The organism is Geotalea uraniireducens Rf4 (assembly GCF_000016745.1).
Classification (GTDB): domain Bacteria; phylum Desulfobacterota; class Desulfuromonadia; order Geobacterales; family Geobacteraceae; genus Geotalea; species Geotalea uraniireducens.
Genome location: NC_009483.1, coordinates 3156112 through 3183098, shown reverse-complemented (window position 1 = coordinate 3183098; position 26987 = coordinate 3156112). Strand labels below are relative to the sequence as shown.

Annotated in this window: 27 protein-coding genes and 1 pseudogene; 21 read left to right on the top strand and 7 right to left on the bottom strand. The window is 53.7% G+C overall.

The features are described from left to right. Positions 1–106: 106 nt before the first annotated feature. From GURA_RS13940 to GURA_RS13875, 14 genes are all read left to right on the top strand, one after another. On the top strand, positions 107–1063 hold the full coding sequence (locus GURA_RS13940; RefSeq protein ID WP_041245462.1) for a toll/interleukin-1 receptor domain-containing protein: 957 nt from the start codon (positions 107–109) through the stop codon (positions 1061–1063). Positions 1064–1267: 204 nt separating this feature from the next. Next, positions 1268–2947 carry an AIPR family protein gene (locus tag GURA_RS13935; protein ID WP_011939591.1) on the top strand — a complete coding sequence of 560 codons (1680 nt, stop codon included), beginning with the start codon at positions 1268–1270 and terminating at the stop codon, positions 2945–2947. 144 nt (positions 2948–3091) lie between these two features. Beyond that, positions 3092–4921, top strand: coding sequence for a site-specific DNA-methyltransferase (locus GURA_RS13930; protein ID WP_011939590.1), 1830 nt, complete (start codon positions 3092–3094; stop codon positions 4919–4921). Between the two features lie 4 nt (positions 4922–4925). Continuing rightward, positions 4926–7571 (top strand): DEAD/DEAH box helicase, encoded by a 2646-nt coding sequence (locus GURA_RS13925; RefSeq protein ID WP_011939589.1) that lies wholly within the window; start codon positions 4926–4928, stop codon positions 7569–7571. A gap of 378 nt (positions 7572–7949) precedes the next feature. Next, the gene (locus GURA_RS13920) at positions 7950–9635 is read left to right on the top strand and encodes an ATP-binding protein (RefSeq protein ID WP_011939588.1); all 1686 of its coding nucleotides are present in this window, start codon (positions 7950–7952) and stop codon (positions 9633–9635) included. 178 nt (positions 9636–9813) lie between these two features. Continuing rightward, positions 9814–10569 carry a Fic family protein gene (locus tag GURA_RS13915; RefSeq protein ID WP_011939587.1) on the top strand — a complete coding sequence of 252 codons (756 nt, stop codon included), beginning with the start codon at positions 9814–9816 and terminating at the stop codon, positions 10567–10569. A 1-nt stretch (position 10570) separates the two neighbouring features. After that, positions 10571–11080 carry a DUF6398 domain-containing protein gene (locus tag GURA_RS13910; RefSeq protein WP_011939586.1) on the top strand — a complete coding sequence of 170 codons (510 nt, stop codon included), beginning with the start codon at positions 10571–10573 and terminating at the stop codon, positions 11078–11080. Between the two features lie 220 nt (positions 11081–11300). Next, positions 11301–12680, top strand: a complete 1380-nt coding sequence (tilS, locus tag GURA_RS13905) for a tRNA lysidine(34) synthetase TilS (RefSeq protein WP_011939585.1) — start codon at positions 11301–11303, stop codon at positions 12678–12680. 110 nt (positions 12681–12790) lie between these two features. Then, positions 12791–14644, top strand: a complete 1854-nt coding sequence (gene ftsH / locus GURA_RS13900) for an ATP-dependent zinc metalloprotease FtsH (RefSeq protein ID WP_011939584.1) — start codon at positions 12791–12793, stop codon at positions 14642–14644. Beyond that, on the top strand, positions 14644–15498 hold the full coding sequence (folP, locus tag GURA_RS13895; protein ID WP_011939583.1) for a dihydropteroate synthase: 855 nt from the start codon (positions 14644–14646) through the stop codon (positions 15496–15498). The genes ftsH and folP overlap by 1 nt, the downstream gene beginning before the upstream one ends. Positions 15499–15576: 78 nt before the next feature. Next, the gene (gene cdaA / locus GURA_RS13890; protein WP_041245997.1) at positions 15577–16344 is read left to right on the top strand and encodes a diadenylate cyclase CdaA; all 768 of its coding nucleotides are present in this window, start codon (positions 15577–15579) and stop codon (positions 16342–16344) included. Next, entirely contained in the window at positions 16341–16739 is a 399-nt protein-coding gene (locus GURA_RS13885; protein ID WP_011939581.1) for a CdaR family protein, read from the top strand. Before cdaA ends, GURA_RS13885 begins: the two co-directional genes overlap by 4 nt. Positions 16740–16777: 38 nt before the next feature. Continuing rightward, positions 16778–18142: a phosphoglucosamine mutase gene (glmM, locus tag GURA_RS13880; RefSeq protein WP_011939580.1), complete on the top strand. Its 1365-nt coding sequence runs from the start codon at positions 16778–16780 to the stop codon at positions 18140–18142. Continuing rightward, the gene (locus GURA_RS13875; protein WP_011939579.1) at positions 18135–18854 is read left to right on the top strand and encodes a pyridoxine 5'-phosphate synthase; all 720 of its coding nucleotides are present in this window, start codon (positions 18135–18137) and stop codon (positions 18852–18854) included. The genes glmM and GURA_RS13875 overlap by 8 nt, the downstream gene beginning before the upstream one ends. A gap of 128 nt (positions 18855–18982) precedes the next feature. Here GURA_RS13875 and GURA_RS13870 read toward each other — a convergent pair whose 3' ends face one another. The 3 genes from GURA_RS13870 to GURA_RS13860 all read right to left on the bottom strand — a co-directional run bounded on the left by GURA_RS13870 (position 18983) and on the right by GURA_RS13860 (position 20784). Further along, positions 18983–20146 carry a sensor histidine kinase gene (locus tag GURA_RS13870; protein ID WP_011939578.1) on the bottom strand — a complete coding sequence of 388 codons (1164 nt, stop codon included), beginning with the start codon at positions 20144–20146 and terminating at the stop codon, positions 18983–18985. A gap of 105 nt (positions 20147–20251) precedes the next feature. After that, positions 20252–20557: a type II toxin-antitoxin system RelE/ParE family toxin gene (locus GURA_RS13865; protein ID WP_041245460.1), complete on the bottom strand. Its 306-nt coding sequence runs from the start codon at positions 20555–20557 to the stop codon at positions 20252–20254. An 8-nt stretch (positions 20558–20565) separates the two neighbouring features. Further along, positions 20566–20784, bottom strand: coding sequence for an addiction module protein (locus tag GURA_RS13860; protein ID WP_041245459.1), 219 nt, complete (start codon positions 20782–20784; stop codon positions 20566–20568). Between the two features lie 590 nt (positions 20785–21374). On the opposite strand from GURA_RS13860, the gene GURA_RS13855 reads away from it, so the two are divergent. The 7 genes and pseudogenes from GURA_RS13855 (at position 21375) to GURA_RS13830 (ending at position 25724) form a co-directional block, all read left to right on the top strand. Beyond that, positions 21375–21848 (top strand): CRISPR-associated endonuclease Cas3'', encoded by a 474-nt coding sequence (locus tag GURA_RS13855; RefSeq protein ID WP_011939575.1) that lies wholly within the window; start codon positions 21375–21377, stop codon positions 21846–21848. 196 nt (positions 21849–22044) lie between these two features. After that, positions 22045–22406: pseudogene (locus GURA_RS25370) on the top strand (DUF1016 N-terminal domain-containing protein). Further along, positions 22403–23029, top strand: coding sequence for a CRISPR-associated protein Cas4 (cas4, locus tag GURA_RS13850; protein WP_011939573.1), 627 nt, complete (start codon positions 22403–22405; stop codon positions 23027–23029). The pseudogene GURA_RS25370 and the gene cas4 overlap by 4 nt, the downstream one beginning before the upstream one ends. A gap of 128 nt (positions 23030–23157) precedes the next feature. Continuing rightward, positions 23158–23529 (top strand): endonuclease domain-containing protein, encoded by a 372-nt coding sequence (locus GURA_RS13845; protein WP_041245458.1) that lies wholly within the window; start codon positions 23158–23160, stop codon positions 23527–23529. Positions 23530–23649: 120 nt separating this feature from the next. Further along, entirely contained in the window at positions 23650–23940 is a 291-nt protein-coding gene (gene cas2 / locus GURA_RS13840) for a CRISPR-associated endonuclease Cas2 (RefSeq protein WP_011939571.1), read from the top strand. Positions 23941–24390: 450 nt separating this feature from the next. Continuing rightward, positions 24391–25089, top strand: coding sequence for a transposase (locus GURA_RS13835; RefSeq protein ID WP_011939570.1), 699 nt, complete (start codon positions 24391–24393; stop codon positions 25087–25089). A gap of 242 nt (positions 25090–25331) precedes the next feature. Continuing rightward, positions 25332–25724, top strand: coding sequence for a CRISPR-associated endonuclease Cas1 (locus GURA_RS13830; protein WP_011939569.1), 393 nt, complete (start codon positions 25332–25334; stop codon positions 25722–25724). On the opposite strand, the gene GURA_RS13825 is transcribed toward GURA_RS13830, so the two are convergent. From GURA_RS13825 to GURA_RS13810, 4 genes are all read right to left on the bottom strand, one after another. Further along, positions 25721–26005, bottom strand: coding sequence for a type II toxin-antitoxin system RelE/ParE family toxin (locus GURA_RS13825; RefSeq protein ID WP_011939568.1), 285 nt, complete (start codon positions 26003–26005; stop codon positions 25721–25723). The two genes, GURA_RS13830 and GURA_RS13825, sit on opposite strands and share 4 nt — an antisense overlap. Beyond that, complete coding sequence (locus GURA_RS13820) at positions 25983–26234, bottom strand: CopG family ribbon-helix-helix protein (protein WP_011939567.1); 252 nt, start codon at positions 26232–26234, stop codon at positions 25983–25985. Before GURA_RS13820 ends, GURA_RS13825 begins: the two co-directional genes overlap by 23 nt. Positions 26235–26339: 105 nt before the next feature. After that, positions 26340–26675: a type II toxin-antitoxin system PemK/MazF family toxin gene (locus tag GURA_RS13815; RefSeq protein ID WP_011939566.1), complete on the bottom strand. Its 336-nt coding sequence runs from the start codon at positions 26673–26675 to the stop codon at positions 26340–26342. Then, positions 26660–26902, bottom strand: coding sequence for a CopG family ribbon-helix-helix protein (locus GURA_RS13810; RefSeq protein ID WP_011939565.1), 243 nt, complete (start codon positions 26900–26902; stop codon positions 26660–26662). Before GURA_RS13810 ends, GURA_RS13815 begins: the two co-directional genes overlap by 16 nt. Positions 26903–26987: the final 85 nt, after the last annotated feature.

Sequence of the window (26987 nt, the reverse complement as noted above, 5' to 3'; positions counted from 1 at the left end):
CGGCTTTTGAATTTGTGCAGCAGTTGACGGAAGATCAGCCGCGAAAAAAATCTGTCCCGGAATTCTCATGTCCTGGTCTTTTCCAGCTACAAAGGATTGTATGAACATGGCAAATATATTCTTCTCCTACTCGCACAAAGACGAATCGCTTCGAGACGAGCTTGAAAAACACCTTTCCGTTATAAAGCGGCAGGGGCTGATCGAGACGTGGCATGATCGGCGAATTGGTGCGGGCGGGGACTTCAGTCGGGAGATCAGCAGCCACCTTGAAGATGCCGACATAATCCTGCTCCTCGTCAGTTCTGATTTTCTCGACTCGGACTATTGCTATGACATCGAGATGAAGCGCGCGATGGAGAGGCATGAGCGAAGCGAGGCTACGATTATACCCGTCATATTACGTCCCTGCAGCTGGCATGGCGCTCCTTTCGGAAAACTTCTTGCCGCCACAACAGATGGAAAACCAATAGTTAAGTTCCCGACGCTTGATGATGGCTTTCTTGAGGTAACGGCTGCCATCGAAAACGCTGTACAAAGAATTCGGTCACAATCGGGGCCTGAAATTGCAACTGAACCGGTAGTCTTATCTCGCCCCTCAACCGCAGCCACTCCTCGTTCAAGCAATCTGAGAATCACCCGGCAATTTTCTGATCACGATCAGGATGTGTTCCTCGATGGAGCCTTCAACTTTATCTGTAATTTCTTCGAAGAGTCCCTTCGGGAGCTGGAGAGGCGGAGTCCCGGCATTCAAACCCAAGGAGCGAGGATTGACCTGCGCCACTTTTCCGCGAAGATCTACCGCGATGGACAACAGATCACTGGTTGCAGAATCTGGCATGGCGGCAGAACATCTTTTGCAAGCGGCATTCTCTACTCCAGTAATGCCGACTCCACCTCCGACGGTTCATATAATGAATCATTGTCTGCTGAAAACGACGGGTATTCTTTGCACCTCAAGCCTCTCGGAACGGCTCATTATGGGAACCCGCCCGAAAAGCAGTTAACGGAAGAAGGCGCGGCTGAGTACCTATGGTCATTGCTGATTGGGCCGCTTCAGCGTTAAATTTGGCAGTCAAGCAGAAATGAACATAATGTAGTAATGTAGGCCGGATGAAGCGTAGCGCATCCGGCAACGGTGGTAGCCATGTCAACTACGTTGCAATTAATTTAAGAAAGTTCCTCAAATATCCAAAATATCCAAAATCAAAGTCTGACGCTGTAGTTTTCCCCAAGCAAGGGTTAACCTTTTAAGACATCGGAGATCAATATGTCTAAATTAACAAATGACCAAGTTATTTTAAATCAGATAATAAAAAGTAAGTGTGCTGATTCAGGCGATGAAATTACTGAACCAGAATATTTCGAAATATATACAGCATCAGAAATTTTGAAAGATCACGATTTGTCGTATGATGATGTTAAGTACGGTATTGTTGGTGATGGGGGTGACGGCGGTATTGATTCAATATTTACACTTCTAAATGGTGAATTAATAAACGAAGATTCAGACATAAATGTAAATCAAAAAAAGAACGTAATCGAATTAAAGATAATACAATCAAAAACGTCTACAACTTTCAAAGAAGTTGCAATTGTTAAATTTAGAGAAACAGCTGAAGATTTATTTGATCTTTCAAACGACCCATATAATTATTCTGAAAGATATAACCAAGAATTGATCGAACGAGTAATAATATTTAGGACTGTGTATGAGAAACTTGCTGCCAGTTTCCCAAAGCTAGAAATCAGTTATTATTATGCGACCCAAGGAGACGAAGTTCACCCTAATGTTTCCGGAAAAGTTCAGAAACTGGAATCTTTAATTTTAGCACTTTTTAGTGGGTCATCCTTTAAATTCGAATTTATCGGGGCTCGTAGATTGTTAGAACTTACACGCAATATACCCACCACAAGTAGAACTCTAGAAATTGCAGAAACCCCAATCAGCACGGAAGCTGGTAGCTACGTATGTCTAGTTTCATTGGATAAATATTATGATTTCATATCTGACGACGGTGCATTAGCCAGAAGTATATTCGAATCAAATGTCAGAGACTATCAGGGTAGTGTTGTTGTTAATACCGGAATCAAGCAAACACTATCAAATACAAAATCTGAAGATTTTTGGTATTTGAATAATGGTGTCACAATTATAACTCCAAATGCAGTTTCAGCTGGGAAAAAAATAACAATAGAAGACCCCCAGATTGTTAATGGACTACAGACTTCACACGAAATTTACAATCACTTTTCTGAAGCTGCGCAACTTCTGAAAGATGAACGTAAAATTCTTGTCCGCATTATTCGCGAGGAAAACGAAGAAGCTAGAGACCGAATCATCAGGGCTACAAACAGTCAGACTTCAATACCACCTGCATCCCTCCGCAGTTCAGACGAAATACACAGAAATATTGAAGATTTTCTCAAAGCAAATGGTTTTTTCTATGATAGAAAGAAAAACTTCTATAAAAACCAAGGCAAGCCTGTATCCAAGATCATTAGCATTCCATATATGGCACAAGCTATGATGGCCTTAACATTAAATAAACCAGATAGTGCAAGAGCACGACCTTCTACGTTAATCAACTCTCAAACCGAGTACAAAAAGATATTTAGCCTTGATACACCCATTGATGTCTATTTAAAAGTGATTCAAATTATGAAGGCTGTGGAAACGTATATCAAACCGCAACACTGCGGTGTAGATATTCCTAGAAAGGATATAACAAACATCAAGTTCTTTGTAGCAACGCTTGTGGGAATATCGGTTGCTGGTACAAAGGATGGTATAACAGACGCACTAGCACAAGTGCCAAAGATTGATATTCCAGCTGAAGTCCTCGATAATGCTTTACATAAAGTGCTTGATAAATATACTGAACTTGGCGGAACTGATCAGGTTGCAAAAGGTTCGACATTAGTTGGAGCACTACTTGGCGGAGGCTAACCAGGCGCTGGTATGGTTAAGGCCGCTCAGCGCCTGCACCGTTCCACCGGGACTGATGAATGTTCCGGGGACACTAACTGATGTCCATTTGATAGGAAGAATAATCAGAATTATGTTCCCAGATTTACTAAGGAGCTTTTAAATATGCCAACACTGGAATTCAAGGGAAAGCAGTTTGTCTATTCCCACCACCTGAGCGTGCCGTTTCGGGAGCTAAAAGTGGATGCGGCCAAGTCTCTGCCCGCCGAAGGACAAAAGCCGTCGCTGGACGACAACCTGATCATCCACGGCGATAACCTGGAAGCGCTAAAGGCCCTGCTTCCTACCCATGCAGGTAAGATCAACTGCATCTTCATCGACCCGCCCTACAATACCGGCAATGAGGGGTGGTGCTACAACGACAACGTCCGTTCGCCGCTGATGAAGGAGTGGCTGAAGAAGTCGGCCAATCCGGTGGATAAGGAAGACCTGGAGCGGCATGACAAGTGGCTATGCATGATGTGGCCAAGGTTGAATCTGCTGCATGAGCTGCTTGCAGATGACGGGGTGCTTTTTGTCACTATCGACGACAACGAGCAACACCGTCTGCGCGACATACTCGATGAGGTTTTCCATAGTGAGGATGCCTTTTATAGCCATATTGCATGGCAGAAAAAATATGCTACATCGAATGACGCCAAGGGTTTTTCCACTATGTTTGACCATATTCTTGTCTATCGCAAGAGTGAGGAATTTAGCCGGAATCTCTTGGGAAGAACGGCAGGCAATGACGCAAACTACCGCCATGAAGACGACAAAGGGACCTTTCGTTCCGACAATTATACTTGCAACAAGACAGCGGAAGAACGCCCAAACCTTTATTATCCGGTAATTAATCCGAATACAGGCGAAGAGATCTGGCCAAAGAAAACGGCAGTTTGGCGTTATTCAAAGGAAAGGCATCAATACAACGTCGATAATGATCTAATTTGGTGGGGAGCCGACGGCACAGGCAAGGTTCCGGGCTTCAAGCGGTATAAACACCTTCTCCAAGGGGGCGGCGGCACCGTTCCCAGCACTTGGTGGCCCCATGACTTTGCAGGGCACACGGACGAGGCAAAGAAGGAACTACGTGAAATCATGGAGGGCAAAGGCACGGAATTTTTTACGCCTAAACCGACACGTCTGCTTTCGCGCATCCTCGAAATAGCCACTGACGAAAACTCCATCATTCTCGATTCCTTCGCCGGTTCCGGCACCACCGCCCATGCCGTTCTCGCCGCCAACCAGAAAGACGGCGGCAATCGCCGTTTCATGCTGATCGAGTGCGAGGAATACGCCGACACCCTGACCGCCGAGCGGGTACGGCGGGTCATCAACGGCTATCCCTTCAGCGGGAACCAGCGCGAAGAGCTGTTCAGCGAGAAAATCACTTGGACCAATTTTTCCAAAAAGTCACAAAAACTACTCCTTGAAGTCGAACATATCGAAAAGACCAAAGGCGCAGCGTTCGACACAGTTAAAAAAGAAATCAAGGACGGCGTGCTGACTGTTACCGGCGAACGGAAGATTCCCGAAACAGCGCCGGGGCTGGGCGGCAGCTTCACCTACTGTACCTTGGGCGAGCCGATCGAGATCGAAAACCTGCTTTCCGGCAAGGGACTCCCCAATTTCGAGGCCCTGGCCCGCTATGTCTTTTATACCGCCACCGGCCGGTCACTGGAAACGGTTGCCGCACACTCCACCGATGGCTTCATCGGCGAAACCGAACTGTTCCGCATCCATCTCTTCTATCAGCCGGATACCGCCTGGCTGCGCTCCAACGAGGCGGCACTGAACGCCGAGCGAGTGGCTGCGATTGCCACGGGGAACAAGTCCGGCAAGCGCTCCATCGTTTTTGCCGTGGCCAAGTTCATGAGCCAGAAGGAGTTGACCAAGGAACGCATCGAATTCTGTCAGTTGCCTTACGCCGTCCACCGGATTCTGGGAGACTGACGCCATGGAACTGAAAGAATACCAACAGGGTGTCTTACGCAAGATTGACCATTATCTTGCGGTTCTGTCTGAACAGACCGAAAAGGTAGAAAAGGTCAAAGTTCTGATTGCTGAACAGGGGCTTGATCTCGATATTGGCGATCCTTGCCAGAAAACCTGGGACCATCTCAACAACGAACGTGTTCTGCCCTCCCTGTGTGACAAAGATGGCAACACCGTTGTTGCACCTTATCTTTCCCGCCATGACGGACTTAACCGCTCCATTCCCAATATATGTCTGAAAGTGCCTACCGGAGGCGGCAAGACGCTATTAGCGACCTGTGCGCTGGAACGCATTCATACCGACTATTTCAAACGGCAGACCGGCTTGGTTCTTTGGGTAGTGCCGTCGGACGCCATTTATCGTCAAACATGGAAACAGCTTGCCAACCGTGAACATCACTATCGCCAGACGCTTGAACGCGCCTCGGGTGGGCGGGTAAAACTCCTGGAAAAGGGAGACGCCTTCACACGTCTGGATGTGAAAGGTCAACTTTGCGTCATGCTGCTGATGCTTCCCTCGGCGGCCCGCCAGTCAAAAGACACCTTGCGGATGTTCCGCGACAGTGGCCGTTTTACCTCATTTTTCCCACCTGAAGACGACAGTGAAAAAAACCGTGCGTTACTGAATGCCGTGCCTAACTTGAGGATCAATGATTTAGCCGACATGGGCTACATGGACGGCATTGTGCCCGGTTCGCTCTCCATCAGGCAGAGCCTCGGCAACGTGTTGTGCCTGGTACGTCCGGTGGTGATCATCGACGAAGGGCACAAGGCTTATTCCGACACTGCCCGTGAAACGCTGTGCGGCTTCAATCCCCGTTTTATGGTCGAACTCTCCGCCACCCCCAACACGGGCGGCAAGCATCAATCAAACATGCTGGTGAACGTACCGGGCCGCGACCTTAAAGACGAGGAGATGATCAAACTGCCGATCAATGTGGAGAACGAGGACAAGGGTGGCTGGAAACACACCCTTACTCTGGCCCATCAAAAACTTGAGGATCTGGCAAAGGAAGCGGCCCGGCTGCAAATGGAATCCGGCCGTTACATCAGGCCGATCATGCTGGTGCGGGTGGAACGAACCGGCAAGGAACAGCGCGATGCCGCCTTTGTTCATGCTGAACATGCGCGGGAATATCTCCAGGAAAAATTGGGGGTCAAAGAGGAAGAAATACGTCTCAAGACCTCTGAAAATGACGAACTGGGAGATGAAGACCTGCTGGCTGAAAACTGCCCGGTACGTTACATCATCACCAAGGATGCCTTGCGGGAGGGATGGGATTGTCCCTTTGCCTATGTGCTGACAATCCTCTCCAAAACTACGGCGAATACCGCTTTGACCCAGATGATTGGCCGCGTGCTGCGACAGCCCCATGCACAACTGACTCATCGACAAGCACTTGATGAGTGTTACGTCTTTACCTTTGATCAGGATGTTTCCGAAGCGGTAAACGGTGTGCGCAAGGGTTTGCAGGATGAGGGAATGGCCGATCTTGCTTCCAGTGTCAAGGTTGTCGGTGGTGGCGGCAAGCAGCGATTCACCAATAAGGTCACACTTAATCGCCGAGAGGCATTTGCCAAGCTGCCGACAATCTTCCTTCCAAAGGTTCTGGCACGCGATGAAAAGGCCGTCAAGGGGTATCGACTGCTCGACTATGACCGGGATATTCTGGGAGAGCTAGACTGGGAGGCGTTTCGTTACCTGCAAGCCGATAACGTCAAGGTGGAGGATCAGGAAAAGCTTAAACGGACCATAGCCCGTGTCGATCTCGACCAAAAGAAAGAAGATGAAGCAAAACTTTTCTTTCAGGAAATGGTTGACCACATTCCGGATGAAGGGCTCGATATTGCTTTTCTCGTGCGACAACTGCTTGATGTGGTGCCGAACCCTTGGCAGGGGATGCGGATTCTCGATGACACACTGGCTGTATTGCGTAGCCGTGGGGTGAGCGAAAAACGGCTGTATGTAAATCGCCTTGACCTGTTGAAGTCGATGAAACTGGATTTGAGAAAACAGGTCGATAGCGCTGCTGAAGCGCTCTTTCGTGAAAAGCTGGAAAGCGGGGCCATATCCCTGCGTCTGGTATCCTCGGGCGACGCCAAACTGAACTGGGAGCTGGCTAAAACCCTGGAGATCGATGTATCCGATGAAGACCGGCTTCTTCACCGCAAGGATGGCGGCGATATTGAAAAAAGCCTGTTTGAGAAGGTATACCAGCGGGACTTCAACGAACTTGAAAAAGAGACAGCCTTGTATCTGGATACTCGCCAGTCCGTCTACTGGTGGCATCGAATAGCCGTCAATCAGCGTTCCTACAGCCTGCAAGGGTGGCAGCGGAACAGGATTTATCCCGATATACTTGCGTGTGTCCACGGCACCGATGAAGGCAAGTTCAGATTTACCGTCCTGGAAACCAAGGGTGAGCACCTGAAGGGGAATGACGATACAGAATACAAACGCAAGATGTTTGAACTGCTGACCGCACATGTGGATACAGCCATCCGGGCGGGAGAACTGGATTTGGGAGAATCATCGCAACCGACGAGCTTTACTATGCTGATGGAAAAGTCTTGGCAACAGGAAATAATTAATGCTGGTGTTGTTTAAAAGTAGGGGTTCGGAACAGGCGACCGGCGACCTGGAAATTACGGGCAAATATTAGTGTCGCGTCTACATTTTGACAAAGGGAAACACTGGGGGTCGGGGAAACACTGGGGGGAAACACTGGGGGGAAACACTGGGGGGAAACACTGGGGGGAAACACTGGGGGGAAACACTGGGGGGAAACACTGGGGGGAAAGGAAACACTGGGGGTCGCGTCTCCAAATTCCATTTTTTTTCGGCGGAAACGTAGGGCGGAAACATAGTGTCGCATCTCCACATTGACAAAACATTGGGCACAAAACATCGGACTGGTATTGACCAACGCGTCTACGCATTTTACAGGCTGATTCCCGAGGAAACCGCCATGGCGGAGGGTAAAAAATGAAGGATCTCTTTACCGCACCGGAACTGAAGCGCCTCATCAGCAAGGGCGAAGGTCAGTTCATCGAGTTCAAGTCCCTCTGGGATCAGAAGGACGGCAATAAGAAAGCCCTTAACCGCCGGGCGGTCAGGGACTTCATCGCCGAATATGTGGCGGCATTCGCGAATGCCGATGGAGGGACACTCTTGCTTGGCGTTGACGACGACGGCATTCCCTCCGGCCATGGCTATCCAGACGATGTTGTCGCCGACTTCATTGCAGTCCCGGAACGGCGTCTACGACCGGCGGTGCGGGTTGAGACGCAGAGGATCGCTCTGGATGGCCACGAAGTCATTGTCTTGCAAATACCCATAGCCCCGGAAGCGGTCATGGTTGACGGCGATGGCTTTCCCTATCGCGTGGGAGACCAGGTCATCCACGAACCGCAGGAAGTCATAAACCAGCGAAAACAGGCCTACCGCAGGGTCGGCTACGAGCAGCAGATTCGGCCCGACGCTACCATTGACGACCTTGACCTGATCCTGACAGAGAAGTTCCTGGCTGGCACCCCGTATGCCGGCAGGCCTATTCCGGAGATTCTGCAGCGATACAGTCTCATTATTCCCAAGGGCAACGCGTTTGCCGTTACCAATGCCGCCCTCCTGCTCTTCTGCAAGCTGCCTTCCGCGCGATGGCATCCACGCAGCGGTGTCCGTATTTTCCGTGTTGACGGGACCGACCGCAAGCATGGAACACGGCGCAATGTCACGCAACGGACCCCGCTCGAACCACCGCTCGCCCGGATGATCGAGGATGCTTATCAGTCCACGGTCGTGCAGATAGGCAAGTCAGAGAAGCTGCATGACCTTTTTTTCAGGGAAATGCCGGAATACCCCACACTTGCCTGGCAGGAAGCCTTGGTGAACGCCATCGCCCACCGGGATTACAACGAGCAGGGGCGGGAGATTGAAATCTGGTTCTTCGACGACCGGATGGAGATCCAGAGCCCCGGAGATCTCGTGCCACCGGTCACCATAGAACAACTTAAGAACCGCCAGCGTGTTCATGCCAGCAGGAATCCGCTTCTGGTGAGGGTCTTGGTGGATGCCGGCATCATGCGCGAAGAAGGCGAGGGAATCCCGCGCATCTTCGAGGAGATGGAAGAGTCGCTTCTCTGCCAGCCTGAATTTTCCCTGGAAACATCCACGTTCTGCATCACCCTCAAGAATGAGCCGGTTTATACCGGTCACAGCCCTGTGTGGGGGATGCTCATTGAGCGCTTCCGCCTGGGGATGAACCAGAAGAGAGTGCTGCTGGCCAATTCCGGCGGATTCTCCAATGAGACATACAGAAAGCTTACCGGCGTTGATCGGGATCAGGCGTACCGGGAAATCCAGGAATTGGTCACCATGGGTATCCTCCATGGCGCACCTTCCGCGGGCCGCGGGGCAGTCTACAAAATTGCGCCGGATATCAAACAGCAGCAAACCTGGCTTGAAAGCCGTGTGCCGAAGCTCATCACGTATTTCTCTGCTCATGATCGGCTCACGAATCAGGAATATTGTCGAGTTTTTAGCGTGACCCGCAGTACAGCGACAAGAGAATTGAAGCGATTGTGCGATGAAGGGTTCCTCGTCGCAGTGGGAGTAAGAAAGGGTGCCCATTACACCATCGGGTCCATGCTGAACCGTGTGGTTGGCCCATGAACTTTTTGCGCGTTATGAACGGGATATGAGCGCTCATAACTTCGTTGCTGAATAAAATCCAATTGTTACGAGTAGAGCAGCCCCCGACACATGACAACTCTCCGGTAATTTCAGTTGTACAAAACCTGTTGGTTCATGGATAAGTACGGGCTGACGAAGAAGGAGATAAAGGTACGCCATGACATTCACCAACAGAATCACGGAAGCCGAAAAACTCCAGGAAGAGATCAGCCAGCATCGCCCCTTGAAGGGACAGGCGCTCAAACAGTTGCGGGAATACTTCCGCATCGGCCTGACCTGGGCGAGCAACGCCCTGGAAGGAAACAGCCTGACCGAGACCGAGACTAAGGTGGTGATCGAGGACGGCATCACCATTGGCGGCAAGCCGCTCAAGGACCACTTTGAGGCCATCGGCCACGCCGAGGCCTTCGACTATCTGCAAAAGCTCGCACGCCGCACGGAAATCACCGAGCGGGACATCCTGAAGCTGCACAGGCTCTTCTACTACCGTATCGACGAGGCCAACGCCGGTCACTACCGCAAGCAGAACATCGTCGTCACCGGGACCGACTTCGTTTTTCCCGCTCCGAGCGAACTGAAGGGGCTAATGGCCGCCTTTGCCGATGAGATTCCCCGCCTCCGGGCTGAGAAACACCCCATCGAGTTCGCGGCGCTCTTGCACGTCCGACTGGTCACCATCCACCCCTTCGTGGACGGAAACGGCAGGGCCGCCCGGCTGCTGATGAACCTTGCCCTGCTCCAGGAAGGCTACCCGGTGACCATTATCCCGCCGGTGCTCCGCAGTGAGTATCTGGCGGCGGTCAGGGAGAGCAATACCGGCAATGTCGCGCCCTTCGTGAAGCTGTTTTCCAGCATGGTCTGGGAAAGCCAGCGGGACTACCTGCGGCTGCTGCTGAGCCTGGAGAGGAAATAAAATGACCGACAAACTGAAAGTCCCCAAAGCCATGCAGTCGGTATTCGACACCGTTGCCGGGATCATCGACGAATTCTGCCAAAAACATCTGAACGAGGAGTACTCCCACGTCTCACAAGAACTGGCAGCGGCTCTCTGCCGCAAACGCCCCTCGCCGCTGGCGAAAGGCAAACCGGAGCAGTGGGCCTGCGCCTGTGTCTATGTTATCGGCAGCGCCAACTTTCTCCACGACAAGAGCCAGACGCCGCATTTGCCGCTGGGCAGGCTGTGCGAACTGTTCGGAATCGGAAAGAGTACCGCAACCACAAAGGCGCGGAGCATCGAACAGATGATGGGCATCAGCTATCTCGATCCACGCTGGACCTTGCCAAGCAAGCTGGAGGGCAACCCGCTGGTCTGGATGCTCAACGTGAACGGATTTGCCGTGGATATCCGCACTGCGCCGCTGGAGCTTCAGGAAGAGGCATTCCAGCGAGGGCTGATTCCTTTTGTGCCGGGTAAGAAAAAATAGGTTTTTGACTGCCGTCCGTGTAATATGCTATATTAAATATATTCACTCAGAAGAAGAGGGCAGCCTCCAATTTATGGGGGTGCATTTGGTGGCATGTCGGGAAAATCACATTGAGAAAATACCGATTACAAAAACACCCCTCAATTTGAGGGGTGTTTTTGTATCCGAGCTATGAGAAAATACGGTATTATCTCATGTAATTCGGACGTATGGAGTTATTGTGCTGAAAAAGGTTGCTGGATTTATTGAAGAACACGACCTCTTCTCCCCTGGAGACACGGTGGTTGTGGCGGTTTCAGGCGGGGCCGATTCTGTTGCGTTGCTGGATGTTCTGGCCGGTTTCAGCTCGCTGAGACTCCGACTTATTGTCGTCCATCTCAATCATTGTCTGCGCGGCGCAGAATCGGATGCGGATGAAGCCTTTGTCCGTGAGCTTGCCGGGAAATACGGCGTTACATTTGTCACGCAGGCCGTTGATGTACAGGATCTGAGCAAGCGGGAAAAGCTTTCCCTCGAGGAGGCGGGAAGGGCTGCCCGTTACCGGTTTTTTTCCGAGATAGCTGCCAGTTGCAAGGCACGGGCCGTGGTATTGGCCCATCATGCGGACGATCAGGCTGAAACCGTGCTGATGCGCCTTCTACGCGGAGCGGGGGGCAGCGGATTGTGTGCCATGGCGGCAAAATCCGCAGGCATGTATGTCCGGCCCCTTCTCTCCGTTACCCGTTTTGAGATCGAGGCTTACCTGCGCGAAAGGGGGCTCGTGTTCCGTACCGACAGCAGCAATGCGGATGTCAACTTTCTCCGTAATCGCGTCCGGCATGAACTGATTCCGTTTCTGAAAAGCTATAACCCGGCTATAACCGACAGGCTGGTTACGACCGCTGCGGCGCTCTCCGAGGATGAGGAAATACTGGATAAGGTCACCACTGAGGCGTTCAACCGCTTTGGGACTGTAGAAGCCGGCCGGGTAAAGTTTGTCGTTGCCGGTATCGCAACGGAGTTGCGGGGGTTGCGCCTGCGTCTTTACCGTCGGGCGGTTTTGCAGGTGAAAGGTGATTTGACGCAAATCAGCGCCAGGCACCTCAACGATATCGACTCCCTATTATTGTCCGCAAGCCCGAATTCCAGGCTGGTTCTGCCTGAAGGGTTCACGGTGAAACGGTGTTACGGAGAACTGACATTTCAGAAACATGGCGATGCATCGTCCGTTCCCTACGAATTTTTCATAGAAGGCCCCGGTAGCTACCCAATCCCCGGCGGCGGACTTCTGACTGTCGAAGTCGCGGCGGTCCCGGAGAGCTGGGATGGGGTGCCGGCCACGGTTGCATATTTTGATGGGGATGGAGCGCCATTCCCCTGGCTGGTGCGGACCTTCATCGACGGGGATGTTTTCTCTCCCCTCGGCATGGCCAGGTCGAAAAAGGTGAAAAAACTATTTATCGACAAGAAAATCCCGCTTCCGTTTCGCCGTCGCATTCCGCTTCTCTTCTCGGGTGAAACACTTTTCTGGGTAGGCGGGGTCATGCCGGCGACTGCGGGGAGGGTAACGGCTTCCACAAAGTTGGTGCTGAGGGCAGAAATTCTTGATTTCACTCCTTAAAGCACTTGTCAAGAAGTGGCCTTTATGGTAACTTTTCAGCTTTAAACCACCACAAAATCGCTCTTTAGAGGCAGCCCGGCAACGCCGGGTTAATCAAAACGGGGGTAAACTTGAATCAGTTTTATAAGAACCTGGCATTATGGCTTGTTATCAGTCTGATGATGATTCTGTTGTTCAATCTTTTCAACAAGCCGAAGCCGGCCCAGGAAAAGCTGGACTACAGTGATTTTATTGAAGCGGTTGAAACGGGCAAGATCAAAAATGTCGATAAAAAGGTTGTAACAGTCACTATTCAGGGCAATGAGATCTTGGGCAAGTTCAGCGACGGCAAGGACTTCCGCAGTTACAAGCCGGCCGACGCCAACCTATCTGAAAAGCTCCTGGCTCAAAAAATCGCAGTCAACGCCCGACCCGAGGAGGAGAAGTTTTCCTGGTTTTCCATTTTTATTTCCTGGTTCCCGATCATCTTCCTGGTCGGCGTCTGGATCTTCTTCATGCGCCAGATGCAGGGAGGGGGCGGCAAGGCGATGGCGTTCGGCAAGAGCCGCGCCAAGCTTTTGACCGAAACCCAGGGAAAGATCACCTTTGAAGATGTGGCGGGGATTGAAGAGGCCAAGGAAGAACTGGAAGAGATCATTTCCTTCCTCAAGGAACCGAAAAAATTCACCAAGCTGGGCGGACGGATTCCCAAGGGGGTTCTGCTCATGGGCCCTCCGGGTACGGGCAAAACGCTCCTGGCGCGCGCCATTGCAGGAGAAGCGGGCGTTCCGTTCTTCTCCATCTCCGGTTCCGACTTTGTCGAGATGTTCGTCGGCGTCGGCGCCAGCCGCGTGCGCGACCTTTTCGTCCAGGGTAAAAAGAGCGCTCCCTGCATCATCTTCATCGACGAGATCGATGCAGTCGGCCGCCACCGCGGCGCCGGGCTCGGCGGCGGTCATGACGAGCGCGAGCAGACGTTGAATCAGCTTCTCGTGGAGATGGACGGCTTCGAGTCCAACGAAGGAGTAATTCTCATTGCCGCCACCAACCGTCCCGACGTTCTTGACCCGGCGCTTCTCCGTCCCGGTCGTTTCGACCGTCAGGTAGTGGTGCCGCGTCCCGACGTCAAGGGACGGGAGGCTATTCTCAAGGTCCATACCAAGAAAACCCCGCTGGGGGCGAATATTGATCTTGCCGTCATCGCCAGAGGCACCCCCGGCTTCTCCGGCGCAGACCTTTCCAACGTGGTCAACGAGGCGGCCCTTCTGGCGGCGCGCAAGGACAAGAGCGTCGTGGACATGCAGGACTTCGACGATGCCAAGGACAAGGTGCTGATGGGGGTCGAGCGGCGCAGCATGGTCATCTCGGATGAAGAGAAGAAGAATACCGCCTATCACGAGGCGGGACATACCCTCGTCGCCAAGCTCATTCCCGGCACCGACCCGGTCCACAAGGTCTCCATCATTCCTCGCGGCAGGGCTCTCGGCGTCACCATGCAGCTTCCCATCGAGGACAAGCACAGCTACTCCCGCGAGTCCCTCCTGGACCGGATCGCCGTTCTCATGGGCGGTCGTGCCGCAGAGGAGATCATCTTCAATTCCATGACCACCGGCGCCGGCAACGACATCGAAAGGGCCACCGAGATCGCCCGCAAGATGGTCTGCGAGTGGGGGATGAGTGAAAAGATGGGGCCGGTAAGTTTCGGCAAGAAGGACGAGCAGATCTTCCTCGGCCGGGAGATGTCCACTCACAAGAACTACAGTGAGGCCACAGCCGTTGATATCGACGCCGAGATCAAGCGGATCGTCGAGGAAAACTACATCCGCGTACGCAGGCTTCTGACGGATAATGTCGATGTGCTGCACAGGCTTTCTCATGAACTGATTGAAAAGGAAAACCTGAGCGGCGAAGAGGTCGACCGGATTATCAACGTGGAAGCCAGTGTAACGCCCACTGCTTCTGCTGACGAGGTCGCTCCGGCATAATGGTACGTTTCCCCGAAACCTGGGCGATTGGCCGTCGCAGCCTCGATTTGTCCCGGCGTCCGTGCATCATGGGGATACTCAATGTCACCCCAGATTCATTTTCCGACGGCAACAGTTTTTTCAGCCGTGAAAAGGCCGTAGACCGTGCTCTGGAGATGGAGGCCGAAGGGGCTGACATTATCGACATCGGCGGCGAGAGTACCCGTCCAAACGCTGCGCCGGTTGACGAACAAGAGGAACTCAGGCGGGTGATACCCGTCATCGAGGGCCTTGCCGGACGGCTGAAAATTCCCATTTCCATCGATACGTACAAGGCATCCGTAGCCGGGGCCGCTCTTGCTGCGGGTGCAGAGATCGTCAACGACATCAGCGGCCTTTCCTTCGACATCCGGATGGCGGAGGTGGTCGCAGTCGCCGGTTCCGGTCTGGTAGTGATGCATACCCGCGGCAATCCCCTGGAGATGCAGGCCAATACGGCTTATGGCGATATAATTGCCGAAATTACCGCATCCTTGCGAGGTTCCCTGGCTCTGGCAGCATCGGCAGGGATAGCCGCCGACCGGATCGCCGTCGATCCCGGTATCGGCTTCGGCAAGAGCGTGTCTGGTAATCTGGAGATTGTGCGGCGACTGGCGGAGTTCGCAGAGCTGGGCCGCCCGGTTCTTGTGGGACCGTCACGAAAGTCCTTCATCGGCAAGGTCCTTGGACGAGAGTCGGATGACAGGCTTTACGGTACGGCAGCCGTAGTTGCCGTTGCGCTTGTCAACGGCGCTTCAATTTTCCGGGTGCATGATGTAAAAGAAATGCGTGATGTCGCAGACATGGCGAGGGCACTCAGCAGGCCTGGAGCCTGATCGATTTGATCATGGGAAATGAACTGTTCAGCGGAGCTACCGCCGGCGGCAGGACCGGTAACCCCTCACACGATAATCATGACAGACTTTCCGCAAAATTACGGCCTGTTGCTGGATTTGTTCGATATAGCACTGGCAGCCGTCATCATCTATCGACTCAGCCTGCTCATAAAGGGAGCGTTGGCGGTTCGAATCCTGCTTGTGCTCGCCTCGTTGCTTCTCTGCTCCATGTTTTCCCGTCTTGCAGGCCTGCAAACCCTGCGTCTGATCTCAAACAGCGTACTTAGTTCCTCATGCATCGTTCTCGTCATCATTTTCCAGACCGATATCCGTCGGGCATTTGCGACCCTGAACCGGGTCCGCCACGGTAAACAACGGGAAACAGGAGAGGCCGAGTCGATTATCGAGGAGCTTGCCACTGCTGCGGAGACGCTGGCAAGCAAGCGGATCGGCGCCCTTATCGTCATTGAACGGGGGATGTCCGTCGACAGTTTCATAGCGGTGGGAACCGATATTGACGCCAAGGTCACCAGCGAGCTCATATCTTCAATATTTCTCCCGTATTCGCCGATCCACGACGGGGCGGTAATCATTCAGAAGGGAAAACTGACGCGGGCCGGTTGCTTTCTCCCCCTGACCCAGAACCCGGAAATCAGCAAGGCCCTCGGCACACGGCACAGGGCCGCCTTGGGGTTGACGGAGCTGGTGGATGCAGTGGTCATCGTAGTTTCCGAAGAAACAGGCGCCATATCGGTCGTGCTTGGCGGACGAAAAACCAACGATCTTGAATCATCCACCCTGCGCAAGGTTTTGAAGCGTCTTATCGAAGCCAGGTGGTTGTCATGAGCATACGCGAGAACCTGGAGAAGGAAAAGTGGCTCATGGTGCTGTCGCTTCTGGTGGCAGTGCTCCTCTGGTTGTTTACCGCGGGGGAGAGGGATGGGCAGATTGTGCTGAACGTTCCTCTGGAGTATGGAAACCTGTCGACGGATCTCGCCATCGTCAATCACCCTCCCGCCCAGGTCGAGGTGACTGTGGCCGGACCGCGCATCCTCCTTCTCAAGCTCAAGAGGGAGCGAATGAAAATTACGCTCGATCTGCGCAGCGCCAGGGAAGGGAGCACCGTTTTCGGCGGGCTGGAAAGGTTTGTCAGGCTTGATCGTGAACTGCGGGTAACGGGGCTCTCTCCGGCGATTGTCGAGGTGAAAACGGCAGCGGCTGGAAGACCACAGGGCAAATAAAAACGCATTGCCGGATCATCCGGTCAGGAGGTGCAAAAATGAAAAAACTGTTCGGTACCGACGGCGTCAGGGGGGTGGCCAACGTTTATCCCATGACCACGGAGATGGCCATGCAGATAGGGCGGGCTGCCGCCTATATATTCAGGAACGGCAAGCGCAGGCACCGGATCGTCATCGGCAAGGACACCCGTCTTTCCGGTTATATGATAGAAAACGCCCTCGTCGCCGGCATCTGCTCCATGGGTGTTGACGTGCTCCAGGTGGGACCGCTGCCGACCCCGGGGATCGCCAACATCACCTCATCCATGCGCGCGGACGCAGGGGTGGTCATCTCCGCTTCCCATAACCCTTTTCAGGATAACGGCATCAAGTTCTTTTCCCGCGACGGCTTCAAGCTTCCCGACGAGATGGAACTGCGCATCGAAGAGCTGATTTTTTCCGGCAAGATCGATTCCCTCCGCCCCATTGCCACCGAAGTGGGTAAGGCCTACCGGATCGACGACGCCGTCGGTAGATTCGTCGTCTTTCTGAAGAGCACGTTTCCCAAAGACCTGGATCTGTCCGGGCTCAAGATTGTTCTGGACTGCGCCAACGGCGCCGCCTACAAGGTTGCCCCGGCAGTGCTTGAGGAGCTTGGGGCGGAGGTCATCGCCATCGGCGTGAAGCCGAACGGCACCAACATCAATGCCGGCTGCGGCTCCCTGTATCCGAATATTATCAGCGAGGCGGTCAAGGAGCACCGGGCCGACCTGGGGATAGCCCTGGACGGCGACGCCGACCGGGTGATCTTTGTCGACGAGTTCGGCCACGAGGTGGACGGCGACCATATCATGGCCATCTGCGCCACCGACATGCTGAAGCAGAACAAGCTGCGCGAGAACACCCTCGTTGCCACGGTGATGAGCAACATGGGGCTCGATATCGCCGTAAAAAAAGCGGGGGGCAGGGTGATAAAAACCGCTGTCGGCGACCGCTACGTGGTGGAAGAGATGCAGAAGGGTGGATACAACCTGGGTGGCGAGCAGTCCGGCCACATGATCTTCCTCGACCACAATACCACGGGTGACGGGGTGCTTTCGGCCCTCCAGGTGCTGGCCGTCATGCAGCGTCATAACAAGCGCCTTTCCGAGCTGGCCGAGGTCATGATTCCGCTCCCCCAGGTGCTCGTCAACGTCCGCGTAACCGAGAAGAGAGACGTCATGACCATCCCGGAAGTGGCGGGTCTGATAGGAGACATCGAAGCGAAGGTGAAGGACGAAGGGCGTATCCTGATCCGTTACTCCGGCACTGAGCCGCTCCTGCGCGTCATGCTTGAAGGTCAGGACAAGTACCAGATTACCGGCTGGGCCAAGGAGATTGCCGAGCTGGTCGAGAAAAACATCGGAGGAAGCGAACATGGCTAAACTGGGGGTCAATATCGATCACGTCGCCACCATCCGCCAGGCGAGGGGGGGCGTCGAGCCCGACCCGGTAGCAGCGGCCGCCATAGCCGAGCTGGCCGGCGCCGACGGCATCACCATCCATCTGCGTGAAGACCGCAGGCATATCCAGGACCGCGATCTGAAGCTTCTGCGCCAGACCGTGAAGACGAGACTCAACCTGGAGATGGCCGCCACCGACGAGATGGTCAACATCGCCATATCCGTCAAGCCCGACATGTGCACGTTGGTGCCGGAGAAGCGGCAGGAGCTGACCACCGAGGGGGGACTCGACGTGCGGCTCAACCTGGAAAGCATAAAAGAAGCGGTGCAGCGGCTGCAGGACGGCGGCCTGATCGTCAGCCTCTTCATCGATCCCGATCCCGACCAGATCAAGGCGGCCGACAAGACGGGTGCAGACTACATCGAGATCCATACCGGCGCCTTCGCCGAAGCGCGTGACTGGAAGAGCGAACAGGCGGAGCTGGCAAAGATCGAAAACGCCATAAAGCTCGCCGGAAAGCTCGGCATGGGGATAAATGCCGGTCACGGGCTGAACTACGCCAACATCAGGAAGGTCGCGGCCTTAGGCGGCATCGAGGAGTACAACATCGGCCACTCCATCATTTCCAAGGCGGTGCTGGTTGGGTTGGATAGGGCGGTGCGGGATATGGTGGATCTGGTGAAGTACGCTTGAAAAGGCGGTCGGTGGTCGATGGTCGGCGGTCGGTGGTAAAGGCGGTCGGCGGTTGATGGTTGATGGTTGATGGTTGATGGTTGATGGTTGATGGTAAATTTCGAGGGCGCTGGTGCAGCGCCCTTTTTTTATGTACTCTTGGGCATGGAAAAAGTGAAGGTGGTCCCATCGGGCTCTTGGCTCGTGAAGGCCACCTTTCCTTTCAGGTAGCGCTCGCCGAACAGCTTGACGCTGTAAGTGCCGATGCCTCTCCCTTCGGCTGCCTTGGTGCTGAACGAACGCTGGAAGAGCTGGAGCTGCACATCCTCCGGCATCACGCCGGGGTTATTGACGTGGAAGGTGAGCCATTCATCGTCCTCAACGCAGGACAGAGTCACCGTTCCCCCCTTTTGCGTGGCTTCCAGTGCGTTTTTGACGAGATTGCCGAGGATCTTCCGCAGGATTGCCCCATCACTGATGATCTTGCACTCGGTTACCGGGCCGAGGACCAGGTTTCTGTCTGCAGCTACCCCATGCTTGGCGTAGAGCGCATGCTCTTCGCGCAAAAGCTCTCCCACCTCGACAATCCCCAGGTTCGGTTTGAATTCCCCTTTTTCCGCCGCCAGCAAGTTCCGCTGATAGAGAATCTCGTCAACCAGCTTGCCTGAAAGGGTAACCATCCACTGCTTGTAGTGCCTTTCCTCATCCGCATCGAGCGCGTTTTCCTCAGCCAGCGTCTCGGCCAGTCCATGTATGCCTCCGGCAGTATTGATCACGTCGTGAAAGAATACCTGCTCCAAAACTTTCCGCCGCTTTTCCGCGCTGATATCACGCATGACGAACAGATTCAGCTGCATGTCGGCAATTTCCAGCGGCGTCACCAACACCTCCAGGTCGAGTGCGCCCCATTCTCCCTTGTCGACGGTGATTCGATACTCTTTGGTTACCTGGCCATGGGTCAGCTCGGTTTCGACAATGGCCATCACCGCCGCGCATTTTCGGCAATGCTTGCCGCTGCCGCAGCCGTCCGGGCTTTCATCGGCATGAATACAGTGCATGACCTCGCCGGGCCGCAACCCGATCAGTATCCGGGCATCCGCTATGCCGAAGGCTTTCAGCAGGCGGCTGTTGACCGCCAGCACCCGGCGCTGCCGGTTGAGGACCAGCACGTAATCCGGCATCGCCTCGATCATGACCGGGATGATGGTGTCGAGGGCGATCTTCTTATGGGCGGCTGCGAGTTCCTCCGGGATTGGTCCCTCGTCGAGGGTAGAAAAGCTTGCAGTTGCTGTGTTGTCGGTCATCTCGGCCATATCCTTCCCCCTTCGATACCTTCAACCTCAATTATCCAGCAACGGCCAACTGCCGAGTTTAGGTCTGGATGTTGACGGCGAAAACGGGACTTATTGTGAAGAAGCTTATTGCTTGTGAGGCGGCAAGTACGTCCGCCAGGAGTTTGGCTCGCGTTTCATGTGCATGATGGAGACAACGAAGAGCAGGTTGTTTTCGATGTAGTAAATCACGGCATGGGGAAAACGTTTGGTGCGGCACCGGTGGCAATAAACGGAGAGCTTCGTCCATGCTTCTGGATTGCTGATTATGCGTTCGATCGTTCGCTGTATCTCCGCAGCGAACTCGAATCCGAGGCCTTCGCATTGGCTGTTGAAGTAGTTGACGGCGTCTTGAAGCTCAGCTTCAGCCGATGGGAAAAACCTGATTTTCATTGACTTGTTCACCGATTGATTTTGGCGAAGACTTTTTCCATCGGGATCGTTTCAAATTCACCCTGTTTAAATGCCTTTATGCGATCATCCGCTTCTTCAGCCCAGAGCCGGTCGAGGCGTCGGCGGTCGGGGAACTCGAAACTGGTGAGGAGCTCCTCGATCAGCTCGGCTCGCTCTATCGGCGGGAGATTCAGGGCTTCGGCCAACACTTCTTTTTTGGTATGCATACGCATTGTCCCTTTTTGTTCAACATAATTGCGAACACAATCTAGCATATCGGAAACAGCTTGTCACTTCAACTATCTAAATCCTAAACCGCTGAGATGGACGATGGACAAGGAAAACCCGGCAAACGAACCGTAGGGGCGCTGCTTGCCGCGCCCGGTTTTAGCTTGCCGCGCCCCTACGTTTGTGCCCGGATGATTGATAAAATATGGATTGCGGTATTTGCGACGTATTATGTCATAGTAGTGTGGTAGGCTGCCAGCGTGGGGATTTTAGAGGCGGGAAGTCTTGTAAAAGGTTACCTATGCCGCGTTAGGTTGTCGATTGTTTTATAACGGTTTTCAATTAACTTCTTGAAATAAGTTTGGTTTTGACGCTATAAAGTGGCGGCGCTTTTTTGCAATCGTCTGATTTTTTACTGCAAAGAATATTCTGTTTTGGAGTGGGAGAACGGGCTACGGGAGAGGTGATGGAGAGTTATTTCCGATATTTGGGGAAGGCGGAGAAGGACGGCTATGGATTTTAAAGCAACGATAGCGCATGTGGCGGAGGATGGACGGTTTGCGGGGTTGTGGCATGAAGAGGCTGAATTATGACGGATTATTATGCCCATTCGGAAAACGATAACAAAGATAAGCACCTTCTAGCAAAGCATCTGCATGAAACCGCTAATCTTGTGGAATCATTTGCCTGTCGTCGGGAATACAAACCCATTTTCAAAATGACGGGTCTATTGCATGACCTCGGCAAGTACCAACAGGCATTTCAGAACTATCTTGAAAACGGCGGACGTCGTGGCAGTGTGCCTCATGCTTCGTGGGGAGCCGGATATGCGAGTAAATTCAAAATACATGAAGCATCAATTGCAATTGACGGCCACCATAAGGGAATGCCAGACAAAGCAGCATGGAAGAGCGACACAAACCCTTACATTCACGATGACGTTCCTGATTTCAAGGATGTCGTGCAAAAATTTATTGATGATGTCGGTTTTGTTGAGTCAGATATCAATTCACAGGAACCTGTATCCTTTAATAATGGATTTCAGCGGGAAATCTTTGTTTAGTTCGCTGACGGACAGTGATTGGCTTTCAACGGCAGTGTCGCCCCTACGAGCAACCAAAATCCAGGGTGCGGCAAGAAGTGCGTGGGCTCAGGCCGGAGATTATTGACGGTTACTAAAGAAATTAGCCACCGGAGCTTCTCATGACCAGCAGAAAAAGAAATCCGCACATCACCCGCCCGTAACCGACTACGAAGCCATGCTCTCAGGTGTCGTAAGCCTTTTGGAGGAGGCCCGCCGGGCCTCCTCGCGGGCGGTGAACTCCATCATGACTGCCACTTATTGGGAAATTGGACGCCGGATAGTCGAGAGCGAACAGGGTGGCCGCGAACGTGCAGCATATGGAGAAAAGATATTGAACGGCTGGCCCATGACTTGACCAGCCGGTTTGGACGCGGGTTTTCCAAACGCAATGTCGAACAGATGCGTTTGTTTTACCTGACTTGGCCAATTACGCAGATACCGTCTGCGCAATTTGGTAGTTGCAGGAAGGGATTTGAACCGCACTCAGCTGTTGCAAAATTTGCAATAGTTCAACCCAAAGGAGTTTTGTTTCGATGATACCTGAACCCTCCGACCCCATCATGATCTCCGCCCTGGAGCATTACAGCTACTGCCCGCGCCAGTGCGCCCTGATCCATGTGGAGCAGACCTTTCACGAGAACCTCTACACCATGCGCGGCCGCGACGTACATGAGAATGTTGACGCGGAATCCTCCCACGAGATTGCTGGAGTGCGCTATGAACGTGCCTTGCCCATCTGGTGCTGCCGGTTGAAGCTGGTCGGCAAGGCCGATCTGGTGGAGTTCCACGGTGACGTTCCCTATCCGGTGGAGTACAAGTCGGGCCGTCATCGCGCCGGACATCATGAGGCGTTGCAGCTCCTGGCCCAGGCGGTCTGCCTGGAAGAGATGCTCAACATAAATGTGGAGAAAGGGGCACTCTACTGGCATGGTTCGCGGGAGCGGAAAGAGATTGTATTTACCGATGCCATGCGGGCGCATCTGGAGGAGGTCGTCGCCGCCACTCATGAGATGATCGCGAATTGTCATCTTCCGCCGCCGGTGAACGACAAGCGTTGCAAGGATTGTTCTCTGAAAGAGTCTTGCCTGCCGCATGTTGTGGGGGAGAAGGGGAGGAGCCGGAAGGCAGCCCGTGACTTGTTTGTGTTAAATCCCCCCTGACCCCCCTTTCGTAAAGGGGGGATAAAAATAATCCCTGAAACATAAAAAGTTCCCCTTTGAGTGGTGGGAACAGAATAAGTCCCCCTTTGAGAAAGGGGGATTTAGGGGGATTTGAAAGAGGTCCGTTCATGCGAGAATATGGTCGAGTACTGAAGGATGCCTCCCGTGAACTTCGAAAAAATATGACTGAGGCTGAGCAACGATTATGGTCACATCTACGAGGAAAACAGTTGCTTGGTGTGCAGTTTTATCGTCAAAAGCCGATTGGACCCTATATCGTGGACTTCTTTGCTCCCGGTGCTGGATTGGTGGTTGAAGCTGATGGCAGTCAACATCGGGAACCGGAAAATGCAAGGAGAGACGAGGAGCGGGACAGGTTTCTCGTCGGAGAAGAGTTAAGAGTTCTGAGGTTCGACAATTATCAGATATTGCGTGATACGGATGCTGTGATACAGCGGATTATTGATGCAATTCAAGAAGGGCTCAGAAATCCCCCCTGACCCCCCTTTCGTAAAGGGGGGAATAAAAATGTCCCCCTTTGGGAATGGTGGGCACAGAAAAAGTCCCCCTTTGAGAAAGGGGGATTCAGGGGGATTTCTTCAGATTGATCGGGGGTAACCATGTGGATAGTCGTCTGTTATGACGTGAACACTGAAACACCAAAAGGGCGGAAACGTTTGCGCAGGGTGGCACAGGTATGCAAGAACTACGGCCAACGGGTGCAGAAGTCGGTGTTCGAGTGCCAGGTGAATGAGATGAAGTTTGAGGAACTGCGCCGGAAACTTCTGAGAGAAATCGTCAAAGAAGAGGATAATCTGCGGCTTTACCGCCTTACTGAACCTAGGGATGATCATGTGGAGACCTACGGTTTGAGTCGCACGATATTTTTCGAGGAGCCGTTGATTGTCTGACGCGAACCTGATGCACTGGCAAAAACATGGGCGGTTCGCGGATAGATATTTCGTTGATTTTAAACTATTTTTCAGGAGAGTGATGAGCCTCTGGCCTTGCTCAGGCCCCAAATTCCCTGGTTCGCAGAATCGGGGATGTAAGTTGCTGTAATCTGTCGCCAATAAATGGGGACAGAAGCGCCCGCCTTCAATGGCGGGTGAGGATTGAAACGAAAGGAGACAGCATGATGCGCAACAGGTTACTGGAAGCGCCCGCCTTCAATGGCGGGTGAGGATTGAAACCTCGGCTACCATGACTACGAACGTAAACTGGACGAGAAGCGCCCGCCTTCAATGGCGGGCGAGGATTGAAACATGGTGCGCATGGCCTCGGCGATCTTCCCGTATTGAAGCGCCCGCCTGCTACGCGAAACGAGGGCGGCCACATGGGGCCGCCCCTACGGTGATTTTATGACCTATAACCCTGACATTCACCACCGTCGTTCCATCCGTCTGCGGGAATACGATTATTCCTCGAACGGCGCGTATTTCGTCACGATATGCGCGCAGGGGCGGGAATGTTTGTTCGGCGATATTCTGGATGGTGAAATGCGCCTGAACGATGCGGGGCGGATGGTGGCGGAATGGTGGGTAAAATTGCCGGGGAAATTTCCGAATGTGGCATTGGATGAATACTTCGTCATGCCCAACCATTTCCAAGGCATCATTTGCATCGTAGGGGCGGGGTTCCCCCGCCCTGTTTTTGCCAATGACGATGTTGGGGCGGGGTCATCCCGCCCTGTGTTTGCCAATGATGACGTAGGGGCGGGGTTTCCCCGCCCGCTTTCGCCGGAAAATCAGAACCTGGGCGGGGAGACCACGGAGAACCTGGGCGGGAGGACCCCGGAGAACCTGGGCGGGAGGACCCCGGAGAATCAGGGCGGGAGGACCCCGCCCCTACGGAAACCGACGCTTGGGCAGATTGTTGGTTTTTTCAAATACCAGACGACGAAGCAGATCAACTTCATGCGCGACAATCCGGGCGTGCCGGTCTGGCAACGCAATTATTTCGAGCGCGTCATCCGCGACGAAGCGGAATTGGCCGGCATCCGGGAATACATCCATTTCAATCCATCGAAATGGACAGAAGACGATGAATATCCAACGTAGGGGCACCCCCGTGTGGGTGCCCGCCGTTATAACACCAGAATCGGGGCAACCACACGGAGATTGCCCCTACGAGCGGGGTCATCACCCCGCCCCCTGTTTGCCAATGATGACGTAGGGGCGGGGTTTCCCCGCCCGCTTTTGCCGGAGAATCAGAATCCGGGCGGGGAGACCCCGGAGAATCAGAATCCGGGCGGGGAGACCCCGCCCCTACGTTTATATTTTCCGATTTTAAGGAGCGCCCCATGACCGAACCCATTCTTCCCCCATTGAAACCGATCCCCATCAAAGACCGCCTCTCGGTCCTCTTCGTTGAGAAGGGGAACCTTGATGTGCTCGACGGCGCATTCGTTGTGGTGGACAAGACCGGGGTCCGCACCCATGTCCCCGTCGGCGGCGTTGCCTGCCTCATGCTGGAGCCGGGGACGCGGGTCTCCCACAATGCGGTGGTGCTGGCCAGCCGGGTGGGGTGCCTCCTCGTCTGGATCGGTGAGGCCGGGGTGCGGCTTTACGCCTCCGGTCAGCCGGGCGGGGCGCGTGTTCCCCACATGCGTGGGGATTCCCCAGGTTTCACCCCCCTTTTTCAAAGAGGGCTAAGAAATCGGCAAAGCCAGTGTTTGTCGAGATCTCGGGGTTAAAGCTGATCTGGCCACTTGCGGGATGTGTGGTAGACACGAAGGATGACGATTGTGGAACTGCTGATGCGATAGGGGACTATAAAGGGGAGACCGGGAATGACCAGTTCCCGAGTGTCGGGGACTCTGCCGGGCCGCCCCATTTCCGCGTGCTGGGAGAGCGATTCTACGGCGGCAATGATTTTCAGAACCGTTTCTGCAGCAGCGGTGGGGTTGTCCTGTGAAATGTAACCATCGACGCTGTACAAGTCACGACGTGCCTTACTTGTCCACTTGACGTGCACGCCGTGTCTCCCATTCAAGTTTGATCTCTTCGTGGGCAATCAGGTTGCCGGAATCGGCCTCATGCAAAGCTTCCCTGATTCCCTGAATCTGCCACTCTTCCACGGAGAGCATCTCTTCGACAGCGGCCGAAACGAGAGACGACCTGCTCCGATGTGTGGCCTTGGCGAGACGGTCCAGACGTGTTTTGACCGGTTCCGGCAGTTTGACGGTGACTGACGCGCTTTTCATGGTCATCTCCTTTGATGGCAAAACTATAACAGAAACGCAGTGTTCGTGGTATCTCTTTCTTCTTCAGGTGCAACCGCCATGACCATCCCCATCCTCCCCCCCGAATTATCCCACGATCTCGCTCAACCCATCGATCACATGGTTCAACTCTTCGGGACTTGCCTCGGCGATCTTCTTACCGATGCGTTCGACAGATAACGTCCGGATCTGGCTGATCTTGACCCAGGACTGCTTGGGAAGTATTGGGGAGGAAAGTTCGAGGGTGAGGGGGAAGCCGGCGCGCGGCGGCTGGCTGGTTATCGCTACGGCGATGACTGTACCGGAGCGGGCGTTGAAGACATCGTGACTCAGGATGAGGACAGGTCGCAGTCTCCCTTGCTCGCTGCCACGCACAGGGTTGAGATCGGCCCAGCGGATGTCCCCTCTCAGTATTCGGGCCATTCGTTCAGCTCCTCTCCCATTCCTTCTTCGGCCATGGACTTTTCGAAGTCCGGGTCGAGCAGGGCGCATTCGCGGGCCAGACGATCGCGGTTCAACCGGGAAACCTTCTCGCGGACCGCTTCCTCGATGAGACGGCTGCGGTTGGGAAACACGCGTCTTTTGACCAGGCTATCAACCTCGGAGAGCGTTTTTTCGTCGAGCGTTACGGCAAGCTTTGCTTTTGCCATTGGGCACCTCGCTTTCATTGGTATGATGATGTGTCATACCATTTGGGGTGTCAAGGATGCTTTTCTTGAGATGGGGATGCTCTGG